The sequence below is a fragment of the Flavobacterium rarum (SeqCode) genome (genome assembly GCF_965234445.1).
Classification (GTDB): domain Bacteria; phylum Bacteroidota; class Bacteroidia; order Flavobacteriales; family Flavobacteriaceae; genus Flavobacterium; species Flavobacterium rarum.
Map to the genome: position 1 here is coordinate 366,244 of NZ_OZ248479.1, position 24,131 is coordinate 390,374.

25 protein-coding genes are annotated in these 24,131 nt (G+C 33.2%); 12 read left to right on the forward strand and 13 right to left on the reverse strand.

All coding sequences use genetic code 11. The annotated features are described in order from the left end of the window. The first annotated feature begins 178 nt into the window (after nucleotides 1–178). The 10 genes from AC8GF4_RS01460 to hflX all read left to right on the forward strand — a co-directional run bounded on the left by AC8GF4_RS01460 (nucleotide 179) and on the right by hflX (nucleotide 11,944). Nucleotides 179–583, forward strand: a complete 405-nt coding sequence (locus tag AC8GF4_RS01460; RefSeq protein WP_506592803.1) for a GNAT family N-acetyltransferase — start codon at nucleotides 179–181, stop codon at nucleotides 581–583. A 93-nt stretch (nucleotides 584–676) separates the two neighbouring features. Continuing rightward, the gene (locus AC8GF4_RS01465) at nucleotides 677–2,146 is read left to right on the forward strand and encodes a lipopolysaccharide biosynthesis protein (protein WP_506592076.1); all 1,470 of its coding nucleotides are present in this window, start codon (nucleotides 677–679) and stop codon (nucleotides 2,144–2,146) included. 116 nt (nucleotides 2,147–2,262) lie between these two features. Continuing rightward, entirely contained in the window at nucleotides 2,263–2,697 is a 435-nt protein-coding gene (gene dut / locus AC8GF4_RS01470; RefSeq protein ID WP_506592078.1) for a dUTP diphosphatase, read from the forward strand. Between the two features lie 169 nt (nucleotides 2,698–2,866). Further along, on the forward strand, nucleotides 2,867–3,877 hold the full coding sequence (locus AC8GF4_RS01475) for a sugar phosphate nucleotidyltransferase (protein ID WP_506592080.1): 1,011 nt from the start codon (nucleotides 2,867–2,869) through the stop codon (nucleotides 3,875–3,877). Nucleotides 3,878–4,007: 130 nt separating this feature from the next. Beyond that, on the forward strand, nucleotides 4,008–5,360 hold the full coding sequence (locus AC8GF4_RS01480) for a tetratricopeptide repeat protein (RefSeq protein WP_506592082.1): 1,353 nt from the start codon (nucleotides 4,008–4,010) through the stop codon (nucleotides 5,358–5,360). A gap of 70 nt (nucleotides 5,361–5,430) precedes the next feature. Beyond that, nucleotides 5,431–6,234 carry a lipoprotein insertase outer membrane protein LolB1 gene (gene lolB1, locus AC8GF4_RS01485; RefSeq protein WP_506592084.1) on the forward strand — a complete coding sequence of 268 codons (804 nt, stop codon included), beginning with the start codon at nucleotides 5,431–5,433 and terminating at the stop codon, nucleotides 6,232–6,234. A 231-nt stretch (nucleotides 6,235–6,465) separates the two neighbouring features. Next, the gene (locus tag AC8GF4_RS01490; protein ID WP_506592086.1) at nucleotides 6,466–7,710 is read left to right on the forward strand and encodes a murein hydrolase activator EnvC family protein; all 1,245 of its coding nucleotides are present in this window, start codon (nucleotides 6,466–6,468) and stop codon (nucleotides 7,708–7,710) included. A gap of 101 nt (nucleotides 7,711–7,811) precedes the next feature. Then, a complete protein-coding gene (locus AC8GF4_RS01495; protein WP_506592088.1) occupies nucleotides 7,812–9,242 on the forward strand; it encodes a murein hydrolase activator EnvC family protein in 1,431 nt (476 codons plus the stop codon). A gap of 240 nt (nucleotides 9,243–9,482) precedes the next feature. Then, a complete protein-coding gene (locus AC8GF4_RS01500; protein ID WP_506592090.1) occupies nucleotides 9,483–10,244 on the forward strand; it encodes a Bax inhibitor-1/YccA family protein in 762 nt (253 codons plus the stop codon). A gap of 458 nt (nucleotides 10,245–10,702) precedes the next feature. Further along, nucleotides 10,703–11,944 (forward strand): GTPase HflX, encoded by a 1,242-nt coding sequence (gene hflX / locus AC8GF4_RS01505; RefSeq protein WP_506592092.1) that lies wholly within the window; start codon nucleotides 10,703–10,705, stop codon nucleotides 11,942–11,944. 41 nt (nucleotides 11,945–11,985) lie between these two features. On the opposite strand, the gene AC8GF4_RS01510 is transcribed toward hflX, so the two are convergent. The 7 genes from AC8GF4_RS01510 to AC8GF4_RS01540 form a co-directional block, all read right to left on the reverse strand. Then, the gene (locus AC8GF4_RS01510; RefSeq protein ID WP_506592094.1) at nucleotides 11,986–12,915 is read right to left on the reverse strand and encodes a DUF3078 domain-containing protein; all 930 of its coding nucleotides are present in this window, start codon (nucleotides 12,913–12,915) and stop codon (nucleotides 11,986–11,988) included. Nucleotides 12,916–12,986: 71 nt separating this feature from the next. After that, nucleotides 12,987–13,496, reverse strand: a complete 510-nt coding sequence (locus tag AC8GF4_RS01515) for a DUF2480 family protein (RefSeq protein ID WP_506592096.1) — start codon at nucleotides 13,494–13,496, stop codon at nucleotides 12,987–12,989. Between the two features lie 86 nt (nucleotides 13,497–13,582). Beyond that, nucleotides 13,583–13,906, reverse strand: coding sequence for an SUF system Fe-S cluster assembly protein (locus tag AC8GF4_RS01520; protein ID WP_506592098.1), 324 nt, complete (start codon nucleotides 13,904–13,906; stop codon nucleotides 13,583–13,585). Between the two features lie 164 nt (nucleotides 13,907–14,070). Continuing rightward, nucleotides 14,071–14,484: a GxxExxY protein gene (locus AC8GF4_RS01525; protein WP_506592100.1), complete on the reverse strand. Its 414-nt coding sequence runs from the start codon at nucleotides 14,482–14,484 to the stop codon at nucleotides 14,071–14,073. Nucleotides 14,485–14,522: 38 nt separating this feature from the next. Next, nucleotides 14,523–14,945, reverse strand: a complete 423-nt coding sequence (locus tag AC8GF4_RS01530; protein WP_506592102.1) for a SufE family protein — start codon at nucleotides 14,943–14,945, stop codon at nucleotides 14,523–14,525. Beyond that, nucleotides 14,942–15,370: a hypothetical protein gene (locus tag AC8GF4_RS01535; RefSeq protein WP_506592104.1), complete on the reverse strand. Its 429-nt coding sequence runs from the start codon at nucleotides 15,368–15,370 to the stop codon at nucleotides 14,942–14,944. Before AC8GF4_RS01535 ends, AC8GF4_RS01530 begins: the two co-directional genes overlap by 4 nt. A gap of 11 nt (nucleotides 15,371–15,381) precedes the next feature. Further along, entirely contained in the window at nucleotides 15,382–16,596 is a 1,215-nt protein-coding gene (locus AC8GF4_RS01540) for an aminotransferase class V-fold PLP-dependent enzyme (RefSeq protein WP_506592106.1), read from the reverse strand. 183 nt (nucleotides 16,597–16,779) lie between these two features. On the opposite strand from AC8GF4_RS01540, the gene AC8GF4_RS01545 reads away from it, so the two are divergent. Then, nucleotides 16,780–18,129, forward strand: a complete 1,350-nt coding sequence (locus tag AC8GF4_RS01545; RefSeq protein ID WP_506592108.1) for a serine hydrolase domain-containing protein — start codon at nucleotides 16,780–16,782, stop codon at nucleotides 18,127–18,129. A 97-nt stretch (nucleotides 18,130–18,226) separates the two neighbouring features. Here AC8GF4_RS01545 and sufD read toward each other — a convergent pair whose 3' ends face one another. The 6 genes from sufD to AC8GF4_RS01575 all read right to left on the reverse strand — a co-directional run bounded on the left by sufD (nucleotide 18,227) and on the right by AC8GF4_RS01575 (nucleotide 22,854). Beyond that, the gene (gene sufD, locus AC8GF4_RS01550; protein WP_506592110.1) at nucleotides 18,227–19,543 is read right to left on the reverse strand and encodes a Fe-S cluster assembly protein SufD; all 1,317 of its coding nucleotides are present in this window, start codon (nucleotides 19,541–19,543) and stop codon (nucleotides 18,227–18,229) included. An 82-nt stretch (nucleotides 19,544–19,625) separates the two neighbouring features. After that, nucleotides 19,626–20,378: a Fe-S cluster assembly ATPase SufC gene (sufC, locus tag AC8GF4_RS01555; protein ID WP_506592112.1), complete on the reverse strand. Its 753-nt coding sequence runs from the start codon at nucleotides 20,376–20,378 to the stop codon at nucleotides 19,626–19,628. 4 nt (nucleotides 20,379–20,382) lie between these two features. Then, nucleotides 20,383–20,775 (reverse strand): DUF6169 family protein, encoded by a 393-nt coding sequence (locus AC8GF4_RS01560; RefSeq protein ID WP_506592805.1) that lies wholly within the window; start codon nucleotides 20,773–20,775, stop codon nucleotides 20,383–20,385. A 114-nt stretch (nucleotides 20,776–20,889) separates the two neighbouring features. Then, entirely contained in the window at nucleotides 20,890–21,030 is a 141-nt protein-coding gene (locus AC8GF4_RS01565) for a hypothetical protein (RefSeq protein ID WP_506592114.1), read from the reverse strand. 30 nt (nucleotides 21,031–21,060) lie between these two features. Further along, nucleotides 21,061–22,509, reverse strand: a complete 1,449-nt coding sequence (gene sufB / locus AC8GF4_RS01570; RefSeq protein WP_506592115.1) for a Fe-S cluster assembly protein SufB — start codon at nucleotides 22,507–22,509, stop codon at nucleotides 21,061–21,063. 15 nt (nucleotides 22,510–22,524) lie between these two features. After that, the gene (locus AC8GF4_RS01575) at nucleotides 22,525–22,854 is read right to left on the reverse strand and encodes a HesB/IscA family protein (protein WP_506592117.1); all 330 of its coding nucleotides are present in this window, start codon (nucleotides 22,852–22,854) and stop codon (nucleotides 22,525–22,527) included. A 252-nt stretch (nucleotides 22,855–23,106) separates the two neighbouring features. On the opposite strand from AC8GF4_RS01575, the gene AC8GF4_RS01580 reads away from it, so the two are divergent. Further along, nucleotides 23,107–23,964, forward strand: a complete 858-nt coding sequence (locus AC8GF4_RS01580; protein ID WP_506592119.1) for an MBL fold metallo-hydrolase — start codon at nucleotides 23,107–23,109, stop codon at nucleotides 23,962–23,964. The last annotated feature ends 167 nt before the right edge of the window (nucleotides 23,965–24,131 follow it).

Below are 24,131 nucleotides of genomic sequence, written 5' to 3' on the forward strand. Positions count from 1 at the left end.
CTTATCTAATTTCAACTTTACAAAGTTCTGTAATAAATTGGTTTTATGCAATACCCACTTTCCGTGATATTTCAATAAATTTTCTCTTTTTTCTGAATGAATCTTTTTTGTTTATTTTTGTCTTATATTTTTAAATCCATATCCCTTGAAAACATTAGAGCTCACCACAATTCCAGAAATGCTTGCTCAAATAGAAGTAATGCAGCACCTATATCCAAACCTCTCTTTAGAAAAATACGAATCTTATTTACAGGAAATGGTTCCACACAATTACAAACAGTTAGCTGTTTATGAGAATGATACTTGTGTTGGTATTACTGGATTTTGGACCGCAATGAAACTTTGGACAGGAAAATATATAGAAATTGACAATTTTATTGTTCATTCGAATCATCGTTCAAAAGGGATAGGGAAAGTAATGACCGATTATATTGATCTTAAAGCAAAAGCCGAAGGTTGCACCGCTATTGTTTTGGATGCCTTCACCGGAAATTTTACAGCTCATCGATTTTATTACAATCAAGGATATGTGCCAAAAGGGTTCCATTTTTTAAAAATGTTAAACGAGGATGGATTGACATAATCTCAATTTTATACTTTATTCAACCACAAAACACAAAAAATAACCAAAGAATTGGTTATTTTTGTTTTTATAATAATTAACATAAAAATAATTTTGGGATTATATAAAAAGCTTTTTCAACAAACCGCCATATATGGACTAGCCACAGTAGTGCCAAGAATGTTCAGCTTCTTGCTAGTTCCACTTTATACAGGATTGTTACCTCAGGCGGAATACGGAAAAGTGTCCATAATATTTGCTTGGATGATTTTCTTCAATGTTATCTTGGCTTATGGAATGGAAACTGCTTTTTTTCGATTTTATAATTCTGAAAAAAACAAGGAAAGTGTTGTAGAAACAACAACTGTTTCCATATTTTGGTCTACCATCTTCTTCATCTTTATAGCATTATTGTTCCGAAACTCTTTGGCAACGTTGTCTGGAGTCGATACACAATACATTGCTTATTCTATTTGGATTTTAGCTTTAGATGCTTTGGTTATTGTTCCTTTCTCTAAATTGAGAGCCAACCAAAGACCAATGTTTTATGCCTTAATTAAAATCGGGAATGTAGTAGTTAATCTGTCTTTCAACCTATTCTTTTTGTTGTATTTACCAAGTGTTTCGGTATCGCAACCCGATAGTTTTTTGAGTTCTGTATATATTGAAAATTTTCAAATAGGCTATATTTTCTTGGCCAATATCATCGCTAGTTTTCTAACTTTTGTGGTCCTTTTTCCAGACTATTTTACGATCAAGTGGAAATTCGATTACGAGCTCTGGAAACGAATGATGCGTTATGGTCTTCCCATCATGATTGCTGGGCTAGCCTTTGCCATTAACGAACAATTTGATAAAATTCTTTTGGGTTGGCTATTGCCGGCCAATATTGCAGCAGAACAAGTTGGAGTTTATTCTGCCTGTTACAAATTGGGACTTTTTATGGTTTTGTATCGAACTGCTTATACACTTGGAATCGAGCCTTTCTTTTTCAGCCATGCTTCCAACGATAATGCGCAACAAACCTATGCAACAATCACCAAATATTTTGTTATTTTCGGATCCTTTATATTATTGTCGGTAATAGTATTTGCCGATTTATTAAAACAAGTTATGATTCCAAATTCTTCTTATTGGGAAGCGATGAAAGTGGTTCCGTTAATTATTTTGGCCAATTTCTTTTTGGGCATTTATACCAACCTTTCCGTATGGTACAAATTGATTGACAAAACCTACGTAGGTGCTTATATTTCTATAATTGGAGCGGTAGTAACTTTGGTATTAAACTATGTATTGATTCCAAAATACAGTTATTACGGTTCGGCAATTGCAACAATTTCGGCATACGGAAGTATGATGTTTATATCCTATTATCTCGGTAATAAGTACTATCCAATTCCTTATGATAAGAAAAAAATAGTAGGATATCTTATCCTTTCAACCGGATTTTCATGCATCTCCTTTTATGGTTTTAGAGAGAATTATTATATCGGAGTTTTGCTTTTAGCTTTATTTATGGGCTTTATTTTTTTCAACGAAAAAGAAACACTTTTACGAATTTTAAAACGACCAACTAAAAATTAGGAGCTATTTCCTGCTATTCGTTGCAATCTTGTTGGCCAAAACCCGGCCAACAAGGATTTCCACTTCTATCAGGGCTAAGGCAGATCGCAATCAAATACATTTTATATTAAAAAACAATGACAATCAATATCATCAACAAATCGCAACACGCGTTACCAAATTACGAAACTATTGCTTCGGCAGGAATGGATTTAAGAGCCAATTTGACCGAGTCAATTACCTTGCAACCTTTAGAAAGAACGATTGTTAAAACAGGTCTTTTCATAGAATTACCCATTGGTTTTGAAGCTCAAGTGCGACCTAGAAGTGGATTGGCAGCCAAAAACGGAATAACAGTTCTTAACGCACCTGGTACGGTTGATGCTGATTATAGAGGCGAAATTGGAGTAATTTTAGTAAATTTATCCAATGATCCGTTTGTTATAGAAAATGGAGAACGAATTGCACAACTTATCATCGCAAAACACGAACGCGCTGATTGGATTGAAGTACAAGAATTAACAGAAACTTCAAGAGGAGAAGGCGGTTTTGGAAGTACAGGTGTGAAGTAGTTGACAGTATTCAGTTGCAGTTTTGCAGTAAGAAGACATTCAATAATAATTTCCAAAAATCTGTGGAAATAGGTTTAATCCGTTTAATCAGTGGCTAAAATAATACATTAAAACCTTTGTAAACTTTGCGAAAAACAACGTGAACTTTGCGAAAAAATAACCAACCTAAATGAAAATAATCGTACCAATGGCAGGACGCGGATCACGCCTTCGCCCACATACTTTAACCATCCCAAAACCTTTAATTCCAGTTGCGGGTAAACCAATTGTACACCGCTTAGTCGAAGATATTGCAGGTGTTTTAAATCAGCCTATCGAAGAAATAGCATTTGTTATTCACGAAAGTTTTGGTAAAAAAGTAGAAGAAGATTTAATTGCTATTGCTCAAAAATTAGGCGCCAAAGGAACTATTTATTACCAAAACGAGGCTCTAGGAACCGGACACGCCATTATGTGCGCCAAAGATTCTTTGAGCGGACCAGCCGTAATTGCTTATGCTGATACCTTAATCCGAGCCAACTTTGATTTGGATGCCAATGCCGACAGTGTTATTTGGGTAAAACAAGTAGAGCAACCAGAAGCTTTTGGTGTGGTAAACTTAAACGAAGCGAACGAAATAATTGAACTGGTTGAAAAACCGAAGGAATTTGTTTCGGATCTTGCCGTTATCGGAATTTATTATTTTAAGGATGTAGCCGTATTAAAAAATGAACTGCAACTGGTAATTGACAATAACATCATTCACGGTGGAGAATATCAAATCAATGATGGGATAAAACAAATGATGGCCAAAGGCATGAAATTTGTTCCAGGAGAAGTAGATGAGTGGATGGATTGCGGTAACAAAGACGTTACTGTAGAGACCAATTCCAGAATGTTAGGTTTTCTTCAAAATGACGGAATCCATTTGGTGGATCCATCTGTTAAGTTGGAGAATTCGACTATCATTCCACCTTGTTATATTGGAGAAAATGTAATTTTAATCAACGCCACAGTTGGGCCAAATGTATCCTTGGGTGATGCCTGTCATGTACAAAACAGTACAATAAAAAACAGTTTGATTCAAACCCATTCGCATATTAAAAATTCCAATTTGGATAATGCAATGATTGGAAATCACGCTAGTTTCGATGGAAATTTCACGAGTATTAGTATTGGAGATTATTCTGTTTTGGAGTAATTTATAAAAACATAATAAAATAAATTAAGCAGCATTTTTAAGTTTTTATTATGCTGCTTTGTTGTTTTTTTAATTTATTTTGCATGAGAGAATGATATTTTAAATTTTGTTTTCAAAGATTTCTTTTTCAATGATAAAAAAATGGACATTCCTATTTACTTTTTCTATTTTGCTAAGCAATACTGCTACAGTATTGGCACAAGCCGAACCCGAAGAAATAAAATTGGAAGGAGATAAATTCCAGGATTTTTTCTATGAGTCAATCTTTCAAAAAAGTATCGAAAATTATGATAAATCATTGGCAGCACTGGAACAATGTTTGAAATTGAAACCCAATGACGCCACTATTTATTTTGAAATGGGGAAGAATTATTTGGCTTCCAAAGATTACAAAAACGCATATTCCTCTTATGAACATGCCACACAAATAGATCCTACAAACAAATGGTTTTGGGTTGGCTTGTATGACGTGTGTTATGAAACCAAAGATTTCAATCAAGCCATTATCATTGTTGACAAAATCATTCCTTTTGATGCAGAATACAAAGAAGATTTGGTTTCGCTTTATATGGCAACCAAACAGTATGACAAGGCATTGGCTGGAATCAATGAGCTAAATGATAAAGTTGGAAAAACAGAAAGACGGGAAATGTATAAAATGGAAATCTTGTCTGAAGGAAAATATCAAAATTCGGAAATAGATAATTTGAAAGAACAGATTGAGAAAAATCCAAAAGAAGAATCCAATTATATTGCTTTGATATTTTTATATTCCAACAATAATGAAGAGGGCAAAGTTCAGGAAGTGGCCAAAAAATTAGAAAAAGAAATTCCGGAATCGGTATGGGCACAAGTGAGTTTGTTCAAAAATTATCTCGAAAATAATGATGGAACCAATGCTGTGAAATCGATGAATATAGTTTTGGCAAGTTCTAAAATTGATTCCAAAATTAAGCACCGTATCCTGAATGAGTTTTTACTTTTCACCAATGCAAATCCGCAGTTCGTTCCTGATTTGGATAATGCGATCGGGTATTTTAAAAACGATAAAACCGTAAATGTTGCCAAGGAAATAGGTAAGTTTTATTACAACAAAAAGCAATGGGAAAAGGCTATTAAATATTATGACCTTTCGGAGAAAAATAATTCGGAAACAGATTTGGAAACCAATTTACTTTGGCTTCAAGCCAATACCGAACTCAAACAATTTGAGCCCATAGTCAAAAAAGCGATGGGTTTAATTGATAGTTATCCTGCAGAACCTCAGTTTTATTATTATGCGGGGATGGCCAATAATCAGTTGCAATTGTTTAAGAAAGCCAAAGATATTCTTGAAATGGGATTGGATTATGTAGTAGAAAATAAAAGTTTAGAAATTAATTTCAACATTCAACTTGGTGAAGCCTACAGCGGGTTGGGTGATGCCACCAAGAAAGAATTTTATTTCAATAAAGCAAATCAATTGGTAAAAGGTCTGAAATAAAGTGGGCAAAAGAACAAGAAAAAATGGCACAATTTATTTTAAAATAGTTACTTAATAAAAAAAAAAAATAATGAATCGATTTCTAGTAAGACTACTTTTTGTTTTAATGATTTGCGTAAGCAGTTCATTAACATTGGTGTCCTGTAAAGCAAAAGCAAAAGTGGTGAATGAGAGTAAAAGTTCAGATTCAAAAAACATCTCGGCGGAGCGAATTATAATAAGTCATTATGCCAACAAAAGCGATTTTAAAACATTATATATCAAATCAAATGTAAAATATAGTGATGAAAAACAAACACAAAACGTAACTGCCGAAATAAAAATTAAAAAAAACGAACAAATTTCGGTGAGTATCCGATTTCTTGGAATTACTATGGCCAAGGCTTTGATAACTCCAACAATGGTGAGTTATTATGAAAAAATAGGCGGAACCTATTTTGAAGGAGATTTTAGTTCATTAAGTACTTGGCTTGGAACCGATTTGAATTTTATGAAAGTTCAAAATATGTTGATAGGCCAAACAATGGATGACTTAACCCAAGGAAATTACAAAGACACTTTAGTAGATCAATCCTATCGTTTGGAAGATATTTCCAAGAATGATATCCAAAAATATTTCTTTTTTGATATTGAAAAGTTTTTATTGAACAAACAAAAAGTAATTCAAATTACAAAAAACAGAAATATCGACATTTCATACACAGATTACAAAACATATAATGAATCTGTATTTCCTTCCAATATTTTTATTACGGCAGAACAGGATAAAGGAAAAACAGAAATCAATTTAAATTACAATACGATAACTATAAATGAAGAACTTTCTTTTCCTTATAGTGTTCCAAATGGTTATAAAAGAATTTTAATTAAATAAGGGCTTGTTCTAAAATAAATTTTTCATTTACTTCACTAAGACTGTAATTTTATTTGGTGTTCAGTGAACTTCGTTTTGACTCATTCTTTTGCCTGATTTCTTCGTTAAAAATTATTTAAATAGCTAGGCTATTAAAATAATTTTCGCCTTGAAAAAAAACAAAATAATTTCGTCAATTCTGTAACCTTTATTTCAGAACAACCCCTAAATTTGAACAAATATAATTGTACAATGCGAAAATTTCTCTTAAGTCTATTTTTTTTGGGTCTAACCTCAGTAATTTGGGGACAAGAATCGCAACAAGAAAAATTAGAAAAGCGTAAAGCCGAAATTCAACAAGAAATTTTGGACAATGAAAAATTATTACAATCGGTAAAGAAAAAAGAAAAATCGGCTGTAAGTGTCATTATTTTACAAAGCACTAAAATTAAACTCAAAGAAAAACTGATTCATACTACAGAGAAACAAACTAAGATTCTTAGTAATGACATGTATATTAATCAGATGAAAATTAATAAATTGAACAGAGAATTGGTGATTCTCAAAGAAGATTATGCCAAGATGATTATCAAGTCCTACAAAAGTAGATCTGAGCAAAGCCGTGCTATGTTTTTATTATCGTCAGAAAATTTCTTGCAAGCATACAAAAGAGCGCAGTATATGAAACAATATACGGGTTATAGAAAAATGCAAGGAGAAGAAATCAAATCAAAAACCGATGAACTTTTAGGGTTTAATGACAGATTGAATGTCCAAAAAACAGCCAAAAAGAAATTGTTGGCCGAGAATACTAAAGAGAAATTGTCTCTTGAAATAGAAAAGAAAAAACAATTGAAATTGGTGAATGCAATTAAAAAAGACAAGAAAAAAATCACTAGTGAAATCAAGAGAAAACAACAAGAATCAAGGGCTATCGACCGACAAATTGATCGCTTGATTCGCGAAGCAATTGCCGAAGCCAATAGAAAAGCGGCAACAGAAAACGCTAAAGCAAATCCAAATGCTCCAGTAGCTGCTTATATCTCTTCAAGAATAATTTTGACAGCAGAATCAAAAATATTGGCTGATAATTTCAGAGCCAATAGAGGAAAATTGCCATGGCCTGTTGAAAAGGGATTCGTATCGCTTGGATTTGGTGATCAGCCACATCCTGTTTATCCAAATCTTGTTATTCACAATAGCGGAGTAGAAATCACTACAGAACAAGGTTCAACTGCTAGAGCTGTTTTTGGCGGTGAAGTAACTAGTGTAATTGTTCTGTCTCCTGTAAACAAAGCAGTAATGATTCAACATGGAGATTGTTTTACAGTTTATCAAAATCTAAGTTCTGTTTTTGTAAGCAAAGGAGATAAAGTAAGCATCAAACAAAGTTTAGGAAAAATAAGAACCAATGGCGAAGGAAAAACCATTTTGAAGTTCACAATTTCACAAAACACAACCTACAACAATCCCGCATCTTGGTTGTATAATATGTAGTTTTTATAAAAATTAAAAACAGCATTATTTTATTTAAAAAGATAAAATAGTGCTGTTTTTTTATACTTTCATTCATTAAATTTGTACCATATATATTTAACATGTTAAAATACTTTCTAAGTTTTGTTTTTCTTATTACTACGTCAATAATCTGGAGCCAAGACAATCAACAAAAAAAATTAGAAGAGCGTAAAGCCAAAATCCAACAAGAGATTCGGGAAAACGAAACCAAACTTCAAACGGTTAAGAAGAAAGAAAAAACAGTTACAAAAGCGATTGTTTTGCAAAGCAATAAAATCAAACTTAAGGAAGAGTTAATTGCTACTACTTCAAAACAAACCTCCCTTTTAGGAAAATCAATAGTTGTCAATCAAGCGCAAATAAGCACATTAGAAAAAGAACTTCAATTGCTCAAAGAAGATTATGCAAAAATGATTGTTCAATCTTACAAAAGCCGTTCTGAAGAAAGCAGAGCTATGTTTTTATTGTCTTCTGAAAGTTTTTTGCAAGCGTATAAAAGAGCGCAGTATATGAAACAATATACAAATTATAGAAGAATACAAGGTCAAGAGATAAAATCCAAAACCAATGTTTTGTATACATTTAATGCCAAATTAGATATTCAAAAAAATGCCAAAGAAAAACTTATAACTGAAAACGAAAAAGAGAAATTGTCTTTGGAAAAAGAAAAAGAGGAACAACAGAAACTGGTTGAGTCTTTAAAGAAAGATAAAAAGAAAATAATTGCTGATATCAACAAAAAGCAAAAAGAGACTAAAACAATTGATAATAAAATTGACAAATTAATACGAGAAGCCATTGCCGAAGCCAATAGAAAAGCAGCTAGAGAAAAAGCAGCAAAAGAAAAAGCAAAAGCCGATGCCGTTACCAAAGCCAATGCAATTGCCAAAGCCAAAGCAATAGAAAAAGCAAATGTTATAGCCGCTGCAAACGCTATTGCTGCTGCAAAAGCAAAAGCAAACGCAAAACCAATTCCAAAACCCATCCCAATTCCAAAAGATGTTGCCATTGCCATTGCAAAAGTAGATCCAGTTGTTGTTCCGAAAGCAACAGTTTCAACGACAAAAATGGTTTTAACCTCAGACGGAAAAATTGATTCCGATAATTTTAAAAACAATAAAGGGAAGTTACCTTGGCCTGTAGAGAAAGGATATGTATCGCTAGGATATGGAGACCAAGCACATCCTGTATACAAAACACTGGTAATTCATAACAGCGGTTTGGAATTCTCCACTGACTCGGGTGCTAGCGCAAGATCTGTTTTTGCTGGAGAAGTAACCAGTGTTATCATTATTTCTCCTGTAAACAAGGTTATAATGTTGCAACATGGAGATTTCTTTACAATTTATCAAAACCTAACTACAGTAAATGTAAGCAAAGGAGATAAAGTAAATGCAAGACAAAGTTTGGGTAGAATAAAAACAAATGGTGATGGAAAAACGATATTGAAATTTGCCATTACGCAAAATACAACCTACACCAATCCTAGAAGTTGGTTGTCACCAAAATAGAAGAAATAATTTAATAAATTTTAAACATTCTTCTGAATAATAAAAATTATATTTGATAAAATTTAAACCTAAAAAATATGAAATGAGCATGACCGTATATTGGTAGCAATTGAAAATCATCGAATACCAAAATAAAATAGTAACCGATGAGATAAACACCAATGACGATATGCGACTCGAGCGATAGCGAACATGCGAAGCAATTACATATGACCAATAAAAATCAATAAATATCTAAATATGAATTCGAACAACCCTTTTTTAAATAATAAAACATTTTCAACAGCAGTTTCTAGAAAAGACGAAGTACATCAAGCAACGATTATAGATGACAATCAAGACATGACTTTGTCTGGTACTATCAATAAGAGTTTAATTCTTTTTTTCCTTTTATTGGCTTCTGCAACCGTAATTTGGTGGGCTACTTTTAATGGAATGGATCCTATTGTTCCTGCTATTGGAGGTGCTATTGTTGGATTAATATTAGTTGTAATTGCAGCTTTCAAGCCACAATATTCACCTTATTTGGCTCCAGGATATGCACTTTTTGAAGGTTTGTTTATTGGAGGAATCTCAGCTATTTTTGAAACACAATACCCTGGAATAGTTACTCAAGCCGTTGGTGCTACATTTGTAACTTTTGCGGTTTGTTTAGGATTGTATAAATACAAAATTGTAAAAGTAACAGAGCAATTCAAATCGGTTGTGATGGCTGCCACACTTGCCATTGCTACTTATTATTTAATATCTTGGGTGTTTTCTATGTTTACGAGTTTTACTCCAGTTCATTATGGAAATTCTATGATGAGTATTGGTATTAGTGTTTTTGTAATTGTAATTGCGGCTTTAAACTTGTTCTTGGATTTTGACAGAATAGAAAAAGGAGCAGAGCAAAAAATGCCAAAATATATGGAATGGTATGGCGCAATGGGATTGATGATTACCCTTGTTTGGTTGTATATTGAATTTTTAAGATTGTTATCAAAATTATCCAAAAAATAAGATTGAACAATTTTTTTTATATAATGATGCCCTTCCGAAATGAAGGGTATTTTTTTTGGTTAACAAAGACACAAAGTAGTTTATACCAAACACAGTTCTTAAATAGTCTAATCACAAGTGGTATAATGCCGATATAGTATGAAAATAGTCCATTTTTTTTGGACTATATTGACCCGAGCGATAGCGAAAAGGCGAAGCAATAAATAATCGGTATTAGTTTACTAAAGTTTTAATATAAACTATGAAATGAAATAGGATTAAAGTTGTTTAGAATCTTTAACCTTTGTCAATCCCGATAATTATCGGGATTGACAAAGGTGCTAGAAGAAATTATATGAATCTATAATTTTTTATTTATAATTAAAATTTCACCAAGCTTCTTTTTGAATGTTAATTTATAAAGGGATTAAAGGAATAGTAGCTATCAAATCATTAAATTTGTATTCTTATTTAAAGACATGTTAGAAAAAGAAACTATAAATTTCGAAAAAACCGCTATAGTTGGTATTGTTACCCAAAACCAAAGTGAAGAGAAACTCAATGAATATCTTGACGAATTGGAGTTTTTAACTTTTACTGCAGGTGGGGAAGTGGTCAAACGCTTTTCGCAAAAGATGGAACGTCCTAATCCCAAAACCTTTGTGGGAACTGGAAAAATTGAGGAAATTAATCTTTTTGTAAAAGAGAACGCCATCTCAACTTTGGTATTTGATGATGAATTATCCCCTTCGCAACAAAAGAATATTTCCAAAATAATCGATTGTAAAATATTAGACCGAACGCACCTTATTCTAGATATTTTTGCCCAAAGAGCCGAAACTTCTTATGCCAGAACCCAAGTAGAATTGGCGCAATGCCAATATTTATTACCCAGACTTTCTGGAATGTGGACTCACTTAGAACGTCAAAAAGGGGGAATCGGGATGCGTGGACCCGGAGAAACAGAGATAGAAACCGATAGGCGTATTGTTCGGGATCGAATAGCGTTATTGAAAGAGAAGATTAAAACTATCGACAAGCAAATGGGCGTGCAACGAAGCAATCGTGGTGCAATGGTTCGTGTGGCTTTAGTCGGATATACCAATGTTGGAAAATCGACTTTAATGAATGCCGTTGGGAAAAGTGATGTATTTGTAGAAAACAAACTTTTTGCAACTTTGGACACAACTGTTCGAAAAGTGGTTATTAAAAATTTACCCTTCTTGCTTTCGGATACCGTTGGATTTATTCGAAAACTGCCTACCCAATTGGTTGATTCGTTTAAGAGTACGCTGGATGAAGTTCGTGAAGCCGATTTGTTATTGCATGTTGTAGATATTTCGCATCCTGAATTTGAAGATCATATTGCATCTGTAAACCAGACATTATTAGACATTAAAGCCAATGACAAACCTGTTATTATGGTTTTTAATAAAATTGATGCCTACAAACATCTAACAATAGACGAAGATGATTTAATGACCGAAAAAACACCAAGACATTTTACTTTGGAGGAATGGAAACAAACTTGGATGCACCGATTGGATGGTGAACTAGCGTTGTTTATTTCGGCAACCAATAAAGAAAATTTCGAAGAATTTAGAGAGCGTGTTTATGAAGCAGTTCGACACATACACATTACCCGTTTTCCATACAACAAGTTTTTATATCCAGATTATAAAGATGCAATAGAGAAAGAAGAGAAAGAAGAAAATGAATAAAAAAATGCCTTTTAGTTAATTCCTAAAAGGCATTTTTTGTGTTAAAAACCGTAATTCACTCCTAAACCAAATACTTGTTTGGTTTGAAAACCAGCAAAAGCATCATCATCATAAATGGCTTGAAAATTAAAATTAGCCGATAGTGTTTTATTGATCTTCATTAATATGATCAAGTTGTAATTGATATCGATGTTCTGAGGTTTTTCTAAATAATTAGAATACAAATTCAATAAGTTTTCTGCTGTTACATTTTCCATAATTTTGAATTTGTAAAGAGCGGTTGCATTAAAACCCAGTTGAAACAGCATACTTTTGTTGGCATCTACTCCAAAATAGCTTCCATCTACATATCCAGGAATTGATGTGTATAAATTGTCAACAAAAGTAAACTTGGCAGTCAAAGGAGCAAAGTTTAGTTTAAAGTTATCGTTCTTTTTCCAATACATACCAGGTCCAATAAGTAAATAACCAGGCGACATCAAGTTGGTGTTTTCTGTTCTTATTTCAGCTCCATTGACATCTTTTGTATAAACATATCCTTTAGTAAATTGAGTTCTAAAATTCATTAAGAACGAGTAATACCAATAGCCTTTTGTTTTTTTTGCCAAAATAGAATTAATTTCTAGTTGATCATCTGTTTTCTTCTCAAAACTAGAATTCTGAGTTTGTAGAATTCCATAAGAAGCTAGAATTCTGTTTTCCCACGAAATATCATCTTTTTTGTAATCAATTTTATAATCAAGAGCCAAGTTGCCCGACAAACTGTTTTCCCCTCCAGCAAGCCAATTATTAAAATTAGCTTGATTAAATAACAACGTTATTTTACCATTTGATTTCCATCCATTTTTTATGGTATCGTCTATGGTTTTGGCTGCTTCTTCTGTTTTTTTGATTAAATCTTTTTCGGCTGTTTGTGCTTTAGCCAAATTTGAAAAATGAATGAAGCATATAATTAAGATTAACTTTTTCATTGTAAGAGTATTAGTTATAATACAAATATAATAAAAGTTTAAAACATTAAAATTCAATAATTTAAAATAAATTATTTTTTATTTGCTTTATATAAAGGAACTGCAGAACATGCTTCGCCATACATAATACTCCTTGCATAAGGTTGTAAATACTGTGCTGTCAAAACATAAGCTTGCATTGGTACCGGTTTTCTGGAACAGCCTTTTATAATGACTGGTTTATCTTTATAAATACTATAATCAATTGTAGAAAGAATTTCGATGTATAAGGCCGAATCTAAATCTTCCAAATAACCGTTTATAATTTTTTTGGCATAAGGGGCGAGATGCATAGTAACCAAAATAATAGCCCACTTTGGAATTATAGCATCTGTTCCGCAGGTAACAGCAACATATTGATCTTGGTATTGTGCCCAATCCTGATTGTTGAGTTGTTCCCTGAAATCTTTTTCTTTCAATAAAAAACCTTCAATAAGCCATTGCGAAATATCGATTTGCACACGAACTCCAGCTGGATAGTAATCTTCAAGATCAAAAACTTCCAGAACACTATTGGTTACTTTATTGATTATTTCTTCCATTTTTTAAATATTCAGTGGTCAGTGGTCAGTATTTAGTGGTCAGCTACTAACTGAATACTTAAAAACTGAACATTGTCTACTTTTTACTAAAGCATTCCCAATTCTAATTTTGCTTCTTCGCTCATCAAATCTTTGCTCCATGGCGGATCAAAAGTAATTTCTACTTCAGCATCTTTTATATGTTCAATAGATTTTACTTTTTCTTCAACTTCTCTTGGCAAACTCTCTGCTACTGGACAGTTTGGAGAAGTTAGCGTCATTAGAATCTTAACTTCGTAATCGGTATTTACCATTACGTCGTAAATTAATCCCAACTCGTAAATATCTACAGGAATCTCTGGATCATAAATTGTTTTTAACTTTTTTACAATCGATTCTCCTAATGCTTCGGTGTTTATTTCTTGTTCCATAATTTTTAATTTTCTTTAAACATATAAGTCATATAAGTTTTTTTCTTTCTGTCTTAGAGTTTAATTTTAGTTCTTTTAAGTTGTTGTTTTTTGTTAAGCATTTAAGTTTTTAATTTGATTTTCAAATTATTAAATGACCTATTATGGTTGTATTATTTGTTATGTTAATCTTCAAGACTTCTATAAAACTCATTTATCATAGTTTTCTGTCCTTCATAATAAATATTTTTTACGCTAAAATTTATTAATATACCCATCGGCGCTTTTAATAAATTCATATAAGTAAGTAATTGTGCCTCAAAAATTGGGTTTATTTCAATTACAGATTTTAGTTCTACAACAAGTGAATTTTCTATAAATAAATCACATCTGAGTTTCGACTCTAGCTCATATCCTTTATAATTTAATGGAATTTGAAGTTCAGTGGAAAATCTTATTTTTCTTAATTCTAATTCTTTTTTAATGCATTGATGATATACATTTCCTAAGAGACCAGGTCCTAAACTTTTATGAACTTCAATTGCGGCTCCATTAACTTCATAAACTAAATCTTTTAAAAAAGTTTTCGTTATATTCATATTTTGGATTGCAATTTTACTTATATGACTTATATGTTTTAATTTTTCTTAGCATCAAATGCCAATGCATACATTTTAATATTTTTTATCATTGAAACCAAACCATTGGCTCTTGTTGGCGAAAGATGTTCTTTTAATCCTATTTCGTCAATATAATCCATATCGGCGTTTAAGATATCCGTCGCTTTTTGATTTGAAAAAGTTCGAATTAAAATAGCGATTATTCCTTTGGTCAAAATGGCGTCACTATCGGCTGTAAAGACTATTTTATCATCACTCTCTTCTCCTTGTAGCCAAACTTTGGATTGACATCCTTTGATTATATTATTGTCGGTTTTGAATTCTTCTTTGATTAAAGGTAGGTTTTTGCCTAAATCAATAATGTATTCGTATCGTTGCATCCAGTCGTCAAACATAGAGAACTCGTCTATGATTTCGTTTTGTATTTCTTTTATTGTCATTCTATTTTTTTTGAAAAGGATAGTATTGTGTTTACTAAATTCTTTATTTTTTCTGGCGGGAATCCATTATCGAAAGTCTGACTTTCATAAGTTCTTCCTTTGTATGTAATTTTTAAATTAGCCATTGCCGCTCCGTCATGAAAACGCTTTTCGGTTGGAGCTTTCAAACTTGGAATTTCCTCTCTATTCACTTTTTGAAATTCAACGATTAAAGCATTCCACTGAGCATCAGTAAGCGAATTGGAAATAGGTTTTCCATCTCGGGTATTTGTAACCGATAGGATTTTATTTTCTATAACCGTTTTATTATAGAATCCTCTTGAATTGGCAGTGTACTCAATTTTAGCAGTTTCCATATCTAGATTTTGACTTTGGCAACTTTTTCCAAGAAACAGTGTTAAAAACAAGAGCGATATAATTTTCATATAATTTGGTTTTAGGACAACATCATTTTTGCTCTTTTTACGGCTTCGACCATCAAATCTATTTCTTCTTTTGTATTATAAAAAGAAAAAGAAGCTCTAATTGTTCCGGGAATTCCGAAGAAATTCATAATCGGTTGTGCGCAATGGTGTCCTGTTCTTACAGCGATCCCCAATTTGTCTATGATAGTTCCAATGTCATATGGATGAATACCTTCTATATTAAATGAGACAACTGAAGTTTTTTCTTTAGCAGTTCCAAATATTTTTAAACCATCGATTTCTAACAATCTTTTTGTGGCGTGGTCCAATAATTCTAATTCTTGTTTCTGAATGTTTTCAAAACCAACAGCATTCATATAATCAATGGCAGTTCCTAAAACAATTCCGCCTGCAATATTTGGAGTTCCAGCTTCAAATTTGTGAGGCAATTCGGCATAAGTGGTTTTTTCAAAAGTCACTTCTTTAATCATTTCACCGCCGCCTTGATACGGAGGTAATTTATTCAACCAAGCTTCTTTTCCATACAAAATACCAGTTCCTGTTGGACCACAAATTTTATGTCCTGAAAAAACATAGAAATCACAATCCAAAGCTTGAACATCTGGTTTTAAATGCGGTACGGCTTGTGCACCATCAATCAAAATTGCAGCTCCAACTTCGTGTGCTTTGTCAATCATATATTGAATAGGGTTGATAGTTCCTAGTGCATTCGAAATGTGGTTTACCGTTACAATCTTTGTTTTTGGAGAAAGTAATTTATCGTATTCGCTCATGATCAATTCCCCATTTTCATTCATCGGAATGACTTTGAGTGTAGCCCCTGTTTTTTCACACAACATTTGCCAAGGCACAATATTACTGTGATGTTCCAATGCAGAAACCAATACTTCATCACCCGGTTTTAGAATGGAAGCAAATCCATTGGCTACAAGATTGATGCCAAAAGTAGTTCCTGAAGTAAAAAGTACTTCGTGAAGAAATTTTGCATTAATATGACTCTGCACTTTTGCTCGGGAAACTTCATAAGCATCTGTTGCCAATTGGCTTAATGTATGAACACCTCTATGAATGTTGGCATTAATTTCTTGATAATAAGTTGCAATTGCATCTATTACCACTTGTGGTTTTTGAGAAGTGGCTCCGTTATCGAAATATACTAAAGGCTTTCCGTTTACTTTTTGTGAGAGAATAGGAAAGTCGGCTCTTATTTTTTGAATATCTAACATTTCTTTATTTAGAATTTTTCTAAATACAAAAGTAATACAATTGATTTAGTTTTCTAATAAACATTAGTTAATAATTGTGAAATAGTAATAAATGATAAAGAAGTATTTTGAAAATGGAATAGGATTAAATTGTTTGTGGTTGGTATCCCTTTTTTTACTAATTTGGTGTAATAATCTTTCAATATGAAAAAACATTTTAGAATAGGAGCTCTTCTTTTTTTATTGTTTTTAGGCTATTTGGGTTTTACCAATTATCCTAAGCTTGAATTGATATCTGGATTTTCGGCAAAAAGTGTGGCTTCTGGACATTTTATTGACCAACGTTCACTAGAAATCATAGAAAAAAATGATAATGATTTTGATGTGTTAGGTTGGGCTACCAATCAAATTAATGATTCGGAAAAATTTGCTTCGGCGACTGTTTTGGGTTTAAAACAACGAAAAGCAATTTATAGAGAAGGTTTGGGAGCCACATTAATCAATGATGCTTTTGATGTTACGAAACCGTTTGAAGTTCCCAAAAGGATGAAAGCAAACACTAATTTACCTTTTCCTTATGGAAATATTGAACCCAAAGACACTGTTTTTGCCAATATCGATTATGACCAATTGAATCAGGCTGTTGCCAATGCATTTGATGCCAAAGGAAATAATTATAAAAGAACACGCTCCGTTTTGGTTATTTATAAAGACAAAATCATTGCCGAGAAATATGCAGATGGTTTTACAAAAAACAGTGTTATTCTGGGTTGGTCCATGACCAAGAGTATTACGGGTACACTTTTTGGAATACTTGAAAAACAGAAGAAATTCGATATCTACAAATCAGCTCCCATTGCCGAATGGCAAAATGACAATCGAAAATACATTACGACCAATGATTTATTGCATATGAATTCAGGATTGGAATGGGAGGAGTATTATGACCGAATCTGTGATGCAACAAAGATGCTCTATCAAGAGGAAGATATGACACGTTCGCAATTGCTAAAGCCGGCCGTTTTCAAACCCAACACCCATTGGAATTATTCTTCGGGAACTACCAATTTACTGTCGGGAATTTTGCGGAAGCAGTTCAAAACGCATCAAGAATACCTGGATTTTTGGTATTCGGCATTGATTGATAAAATAGGAATGCATTCAATGCTCGTAGAAACAGATATGGCCGGGAATTATGTAGGTTCGTCTTACGGCTGGGCAACAACAAGAGATTGGTCCAAATTCGGATTGTTGTATTTGCATAAAGGGAATTGGAACGGAGAACAACTATTTGATGCTAGTTGGGTAAAGTATGTTTCGACTCCCACAGCTACTTCACATGGAAGATATGGAGCACAATTTTGGCTCAATGTCGGAGGTCATTTCCCAGACGCTCCAAGAGATATGTATTATTGCAGTGGTTTTCAAGGACAGATGGTAGCTATCATTCCGTCTATGGATTTGGTAATTGTAAGGATGGGCTTGAACGAAGAACCTAAATTTGATTTTAATGGATTGTTGAGTGGAATTGTGGGGAGTGTGAGAAAAAATTAACAGCAAATACACAAGGTAAAAACCGCAAAGAGCGCAAAGTATTGTATTTATACTTTGCGCTCTTTGCGTAAATCTTTGCGAAATTTGCGGTTAAAAACTATAAATCAAATCCAATTTTAACGCCCAATTTATTAGCGATAATAGTGGTAATTCGTTGTTTCAATTCCGGTATTTTGATGTTTTCGATAACGGCATTCGAGAACGCGTACATCAATAATGCTTTGGCTTCTTTTTTCGGGATTCCGCGTTGTTGCATGTAGAACATAGCGGTTTCATCCAATTGTCCGATGGTACAACCGTGAGAACATTTTACGTCATCGGCAAAAATCTCCAATTGCGGTTTGGCGTTAATGGTTGCTTTGTCGCTCAACAGAATGTTATTGCTTTTTTGGAAAGCGTTTGTTTTTTGAGCTTCTCTTTCTACATACACTTTTCCGTTGAAAACTCCGGTTGAACGGTCTGTAAAAATACCTTTGTAATCCTGAAAACTTTCGCAATTTGGTGTCGCGTGATTTACCAAAGTGTAATGGTCAACATGTTGTTTTTCTCCAATGATAGTGATTCCGTTTAATGTACTTGTCAAACGTTCTCCAAAATGGTAGAAATTCAAATTGTTTCTAGTTAGGTTTCCGCCAAAAGAGAAAGTGTGAACAGAAACGTGACTTTCTTGTTTTTGGGAAACATACGTATTGTCAATTAAATTGGCTTCGAGGTTATCGTTTTGAATTTTGTAAAAATCAACAATCGCTCTTTTTTGAGCAAAAATCTCGGTAACCGAATTGGTTAAAACTGGATTTTCGTTCAAACTTTGATGGCGCTCTATGATTTGTACATGTGAGTTTTCACCAACAATAACCAAGTTTCTTGGTTGTACCAAAAGAGCAGTTTCGCTTCCTGTAGAGAAATACATGATCTCGATAGGCTTGTCTGCCACTTTACTTTTTGGGATATTGATGTAAGCTCCTTCATTGGCGAAAGCTGTATTCAAGGAAGTCAAACTTTCCTCTTTACTGGCAATTTGATTGAAGTAAGTATCAATAATCATTTTGTATTTTGGCTTGTTTAATGCCGATGACATTAAGCAAACATCGATACCATCGTGAGTAGTTGAAGACAAATGTGAACTAAAAACACCGTCTACAAAAACAACTTTGTAGGTGTCTATTTCGTGTAAAAAGTATTTTTTTACATCGCTATATTGAATGGTATTTTCTGTTTTTGGAAAAACGCTAAAGTCATTTTTTAAAATGGCATTTAGTGAAGTGTATTTCCAAGACTCTTCTTTTTTGGTTGGAAACCCTTTATTTTCGAAGTTTTTTATAGCCAGTGTTCGCACATCGTGAAGTTCGGAATGAACATCGATACGCTCTTCAAAAGCCATAAAAGACGATAGTAATTTTTCTTTTAATTCCATTTTTGTTATTGTTTAAAGTTTAAGGTTTAAAAGTATAAAGCTATCGCACGATAACTTTAGACTTTAAACTTTAAACAAAATTTTAAGCTTCTTGTTCTTGTTTAATCCAGTCGTATCCTTTATCCTCAAGTTCGTGTGCCAATTCTGGTCCACCTGATTTCACAATTTTTCCGTTGTAAAGTACATGTACAAAATCGGGAACGATATAATCCAATAATCTTTGGTAGTGTGTAATTACTAATACCGCATTTTTGTCGCTTTTCAATTTGTTCACTCCATTGGCAACAATTCTCAAAGCATCGATGTCAAGACCAGAATCGGTTTCGTCAAGGATAGCTAGTTTTGGTTCTAGCATTGCCATCTGGAAAATTTCATTTCTTTTTTTCTCCCCGCCAGAGAAACCTTCATTCAGCGAACGTGAAAGAAACTTTCTGTCGATTTCTAATAACTCCGATTTTTCACGGATTAATTTCAGCATTTCGTTGGCTGGCATTTCTTCTTGACCTTTAGCTTTACGAGTTTCGTTAATTGCCGATCTCATAAAGTTGGTTACCGAAACTCCTGGAATTTCCACTGGATATTGAAACGAAAGAAAAACACCTTTGTGCGCTCTTTCTTCTGGAGCTAATTCGGCAAGATCTTCTCCGTCCAAAAATACTTCTCCATCGGTTACTTCGTAGTTCTCATTTCCAGCAATTACAGCCGAAAGTGTACTTTTACCAGCACCATTTGGTCCCATTATAGCATGAACTTCTCCTGCTTTTACTTCAAGGTTTATCCCTTTTAATATTTCTTTGTCGCCTATTGAGGCGTGTAAATTTTTTATTGATAACATTATATTATTTTTCAGTGTTATTATCGTCTGCTAATTTCAAAAAAGCATCTATTATTTGTACTCTTCTTGGATTTTTATATTGAAGAATCATCGTAATTAAATAAAAATTTCCGTTTGAATCTTTTAATTTTTCATTCATTTTTACGAATGTATTGTCTTGATATTTTTCATACCATTCGTCAAATTTTCTTTTTCTTAATTCTTGCTTTTCATCTGATGAATCACAAATATAAAGAGCAATATTATTATCGTGTTTTAGCAAAAATTCTTTGAAAATTTGAGCAATTGTTCTTGATACTTTTATATTAAAAGGCGGATTTTTCCCCGTTTCGTTTATTGCAACTTCTATGACAAATTCAAATATAAAATCAGAAATATTTTCATCGAAAAGATTTATGTAAGATGAAGGTTAAAATTTTATTTCATAAGTAATCCCCAATTGAGTTACAAAAACGTAACTATTATTTCGACCACCTAAAAAATCATAATTATACTGCATCTTCTTTTAATTTCAATTTAGCTTTGAGTTTTTTAACCGCATCCTGAAATTCTTTGGTATGAACGTCATTTCGTATTTCTTCTTGTCTTTCTTGCTATTCAATAAGTATTCAATTATTTCGTCTTGTCTGGTTCTTTTTTCTTTAGTTTCCATAATTTATGAATTAAGTTGTTCAAAATTAAGCTATCCTACAGAACCCTCTAGAGAAATTTCCAATAATTTTTGTGCTTCAACAGCAAATTCCATTGGCAATTTATTCAATACATCTTTACTGAAACCATTTACGATAAGCGCAATTGCTTTTTCAGTTGGAATTCCACGTTGGTTGCAATAGAAAACTTGGTCTTCTCCAATTTTACTTGTTGTTGCTTCGTGTTCTATTTTGGCAGACGGGTTTTTACTTTCGATATAAGGAAAAGTATGCGCTCCACAATTGTTCCCCATTAATAAAGAATCACATTGCGAAAAGTTTCTCGCGTTTTCTGCTCTTGCTCCAATTTGAACCAAACCTCTATAGCTGTTTTGCGATTTTCCAGCAGAAATACCTTTAGAAATAATGGTTGATTTGGTATTTTTACCCAAATGAATCATTTTGGTTCCCGTATCGGCCTGTTGGTAATTATTGGTAACTGCAATCGAATAAAATTCTCCAATTGAGTTGTCTCCTTTTAAAATCACTGAAGGATATTTCCAAGTAATGGCAGATCCGGTTTCTACTTGTGTCCAAGAGATTTTCGCGTTTTTCTCGCAGAATCCTCTTTTGGTCACAAAATTGAAAACTCCTCCTTTACCTTCTTTGTTCCCTGGATACCAGTTTTGAACCGTAGAATATTTTATTTCGGCGCCATCCAAAGCAATCAATTCTACTACCGCAGCATGCAATTGATTTTCGTCACGAGTTGGAGCTGTACATCCTTCTAAGTATGAAACATAACTGCCTTCATCAGCAACCAAAAGAGTTCTTTCGAATTGTCCTGTGCCTGCTTGATTGATTCTAAAGTACGTTGATAGTTCCATTGGGCAACGAACTCCTTTTGGAATATAACAAAAAGATCCGTCTGAGAAAACTGCCGAATTCAATGCAGCGTAAAAATTATCTTTTTGAGGAACAACAGTACCAAGATGTTTGCGAACTAAATCAGGATACTCTCGAATAGCTTCGGAAATACTCATAAAGATAATTCCTTTTTCGGCTAAAGTCTTTTTGAAAGTTGTTGCTACCGATACCGAATCTACTACAATATCCATAGCGACATTGTTCATCATTTTTTGTTCATCAACAGAGATTCCTAACTTTTTGTACATTTCCAAAAGTTCAGGATCTACGTCATCCAGCGTTTTGTTTGGATCGGCTTTCTTTGGAGCTGAGTAATAGGAAATGGCTTGAAAATCTGGTTTTATATAATGAACGTTGGCCCATTCTGGTTCAATCATTTCTTGCCAAGCACGAAAAGCCTCAATACGCCAATCGGTCATCCATTGCGGTTCGTCTTTCTTTTTAGAAATAGCACGAACAATATCTTCATTTAGACCAATAGGAAATGTCTCCGATTCTAATTCGGTATAGAATCCGTATTCATATTCTTTGGTTTCGAGTTCAATTTTTAAGTCGTCTTCGGTGTATTTTGACATGTTTTTTTTTTAAAATTATAGAGAGAAACTCTCTCCGCATCCACAAGTTCTATTGGCATTTGGATTATTAAAAACGAATCCTTTTCCGTTTAAGCCACCTGAAAATTCCAGTATGGTTCCTGCTAAATACAGGAATGATTTTTTCTCGACAGCGATAGTGATTTCGTTGTCAATAAATATTTTGTCATCTTCGCCTTTGTTTTTGTCAAATTTCAAATCATAAGACAAACCAGAGCAACCACCGCTTTTTACGCCGACTCTCACGTAGTCTATAGCGGCATCAAAACCATCGTCTTTCATCAAATCGATGATTTTCTTTTTGGCAGTATCAGAAACTTGTATCATGTGTTTTGTTTTTATATTTTAGAAGTAAGTGGCTAAGAATGAGTTCTGAAAACAAATCAAATTCTGAAAATCATTTCGCCCCTTATCTTTATTGCGTCTAAATTAACCGCAAAGATACTATATAAAATGCTTTTTCCCATAACTGATAACATTTATATAACTAATGAGAAAATAGAAATTTGTTATATAAGGGTATAATTAAGCTATTGGATTTGCTAAATTGCAGAGTTTTTTAAACTTTAAATTATACAAATGAAATTATATCCTATAGAAACCGGTAATTTTAAACTCGATGGTGGTGCTATGTTTGGTGTGGTGCCCAAAACCATTTGGAACAAAACCAATCCTGCAGACAAAAATAACTTGATTGATATTGCCGCACGCTGTTTGTTGATTGAAGACGGAAGCCGATTGATTTTGATTGATACCGGAATGGGCAACAAACAATCGGATAAGTTTTTTGGATATTACTCGCTTTGGGGAACCCATTCTATGGACAAATCGTTGTCTCAATTTGGTTTTACTCGCGATGACATTACCGATGTCTTTATGACACATTTGCATTTTGACCATTGTGGTGGAAGCATACATTGGAACAAAGACCGAACAGGATATGAGCCTGCTTTTAAAAATGCGAAATTCTGGAGTAACGAAAACCATTGGGAATGGGCTACAAAACCAAACGCCAGAGAAAAAGCTTCTTTTTTGTCCGAAAATATTTTACCAATGCAGGAAAGCGGACAATTGCATTTTATTGCTAAACCTGATTCTGATTTTGCAATTTCAAATGAGTTAGGATTTGGAATTTTTTATGCTGATGGGCATACCGAAAAACAAATGATTCCGCACATTCAGTACCAAGACAAAACCATTGTTTTTTGCGCCGATTTATTGGCAACAGCTGGACACTTGCCTTTGCCGTATGTCATGGGATATGACACCAGACCGTTATTGACCATGCCCGAGAAAGCAAAATTCCTTAACGCCGCTGCCGATAATAATTACTATTTATTTTTGGAACACGATGCGCACAATGAAATTATAACGGTTCAGCATACAGAAAAAGGAGTACGATTGAAAGAAGTATTCTCTTGTGGTGATATTTTTTAAGAGTAGATTAGCCCGTTGGGTGCAATAATTTTAAACACATAGAAACATAGATTTTCTAAGCTCAAAAAAGAGGCGTTTCACTTATTTTAAACACACATAGTGCTCTATGTGAAAGAAATATATTTCTTTTGGATATTTTTTTTAAAATAAAGTCTATGTTACTATGT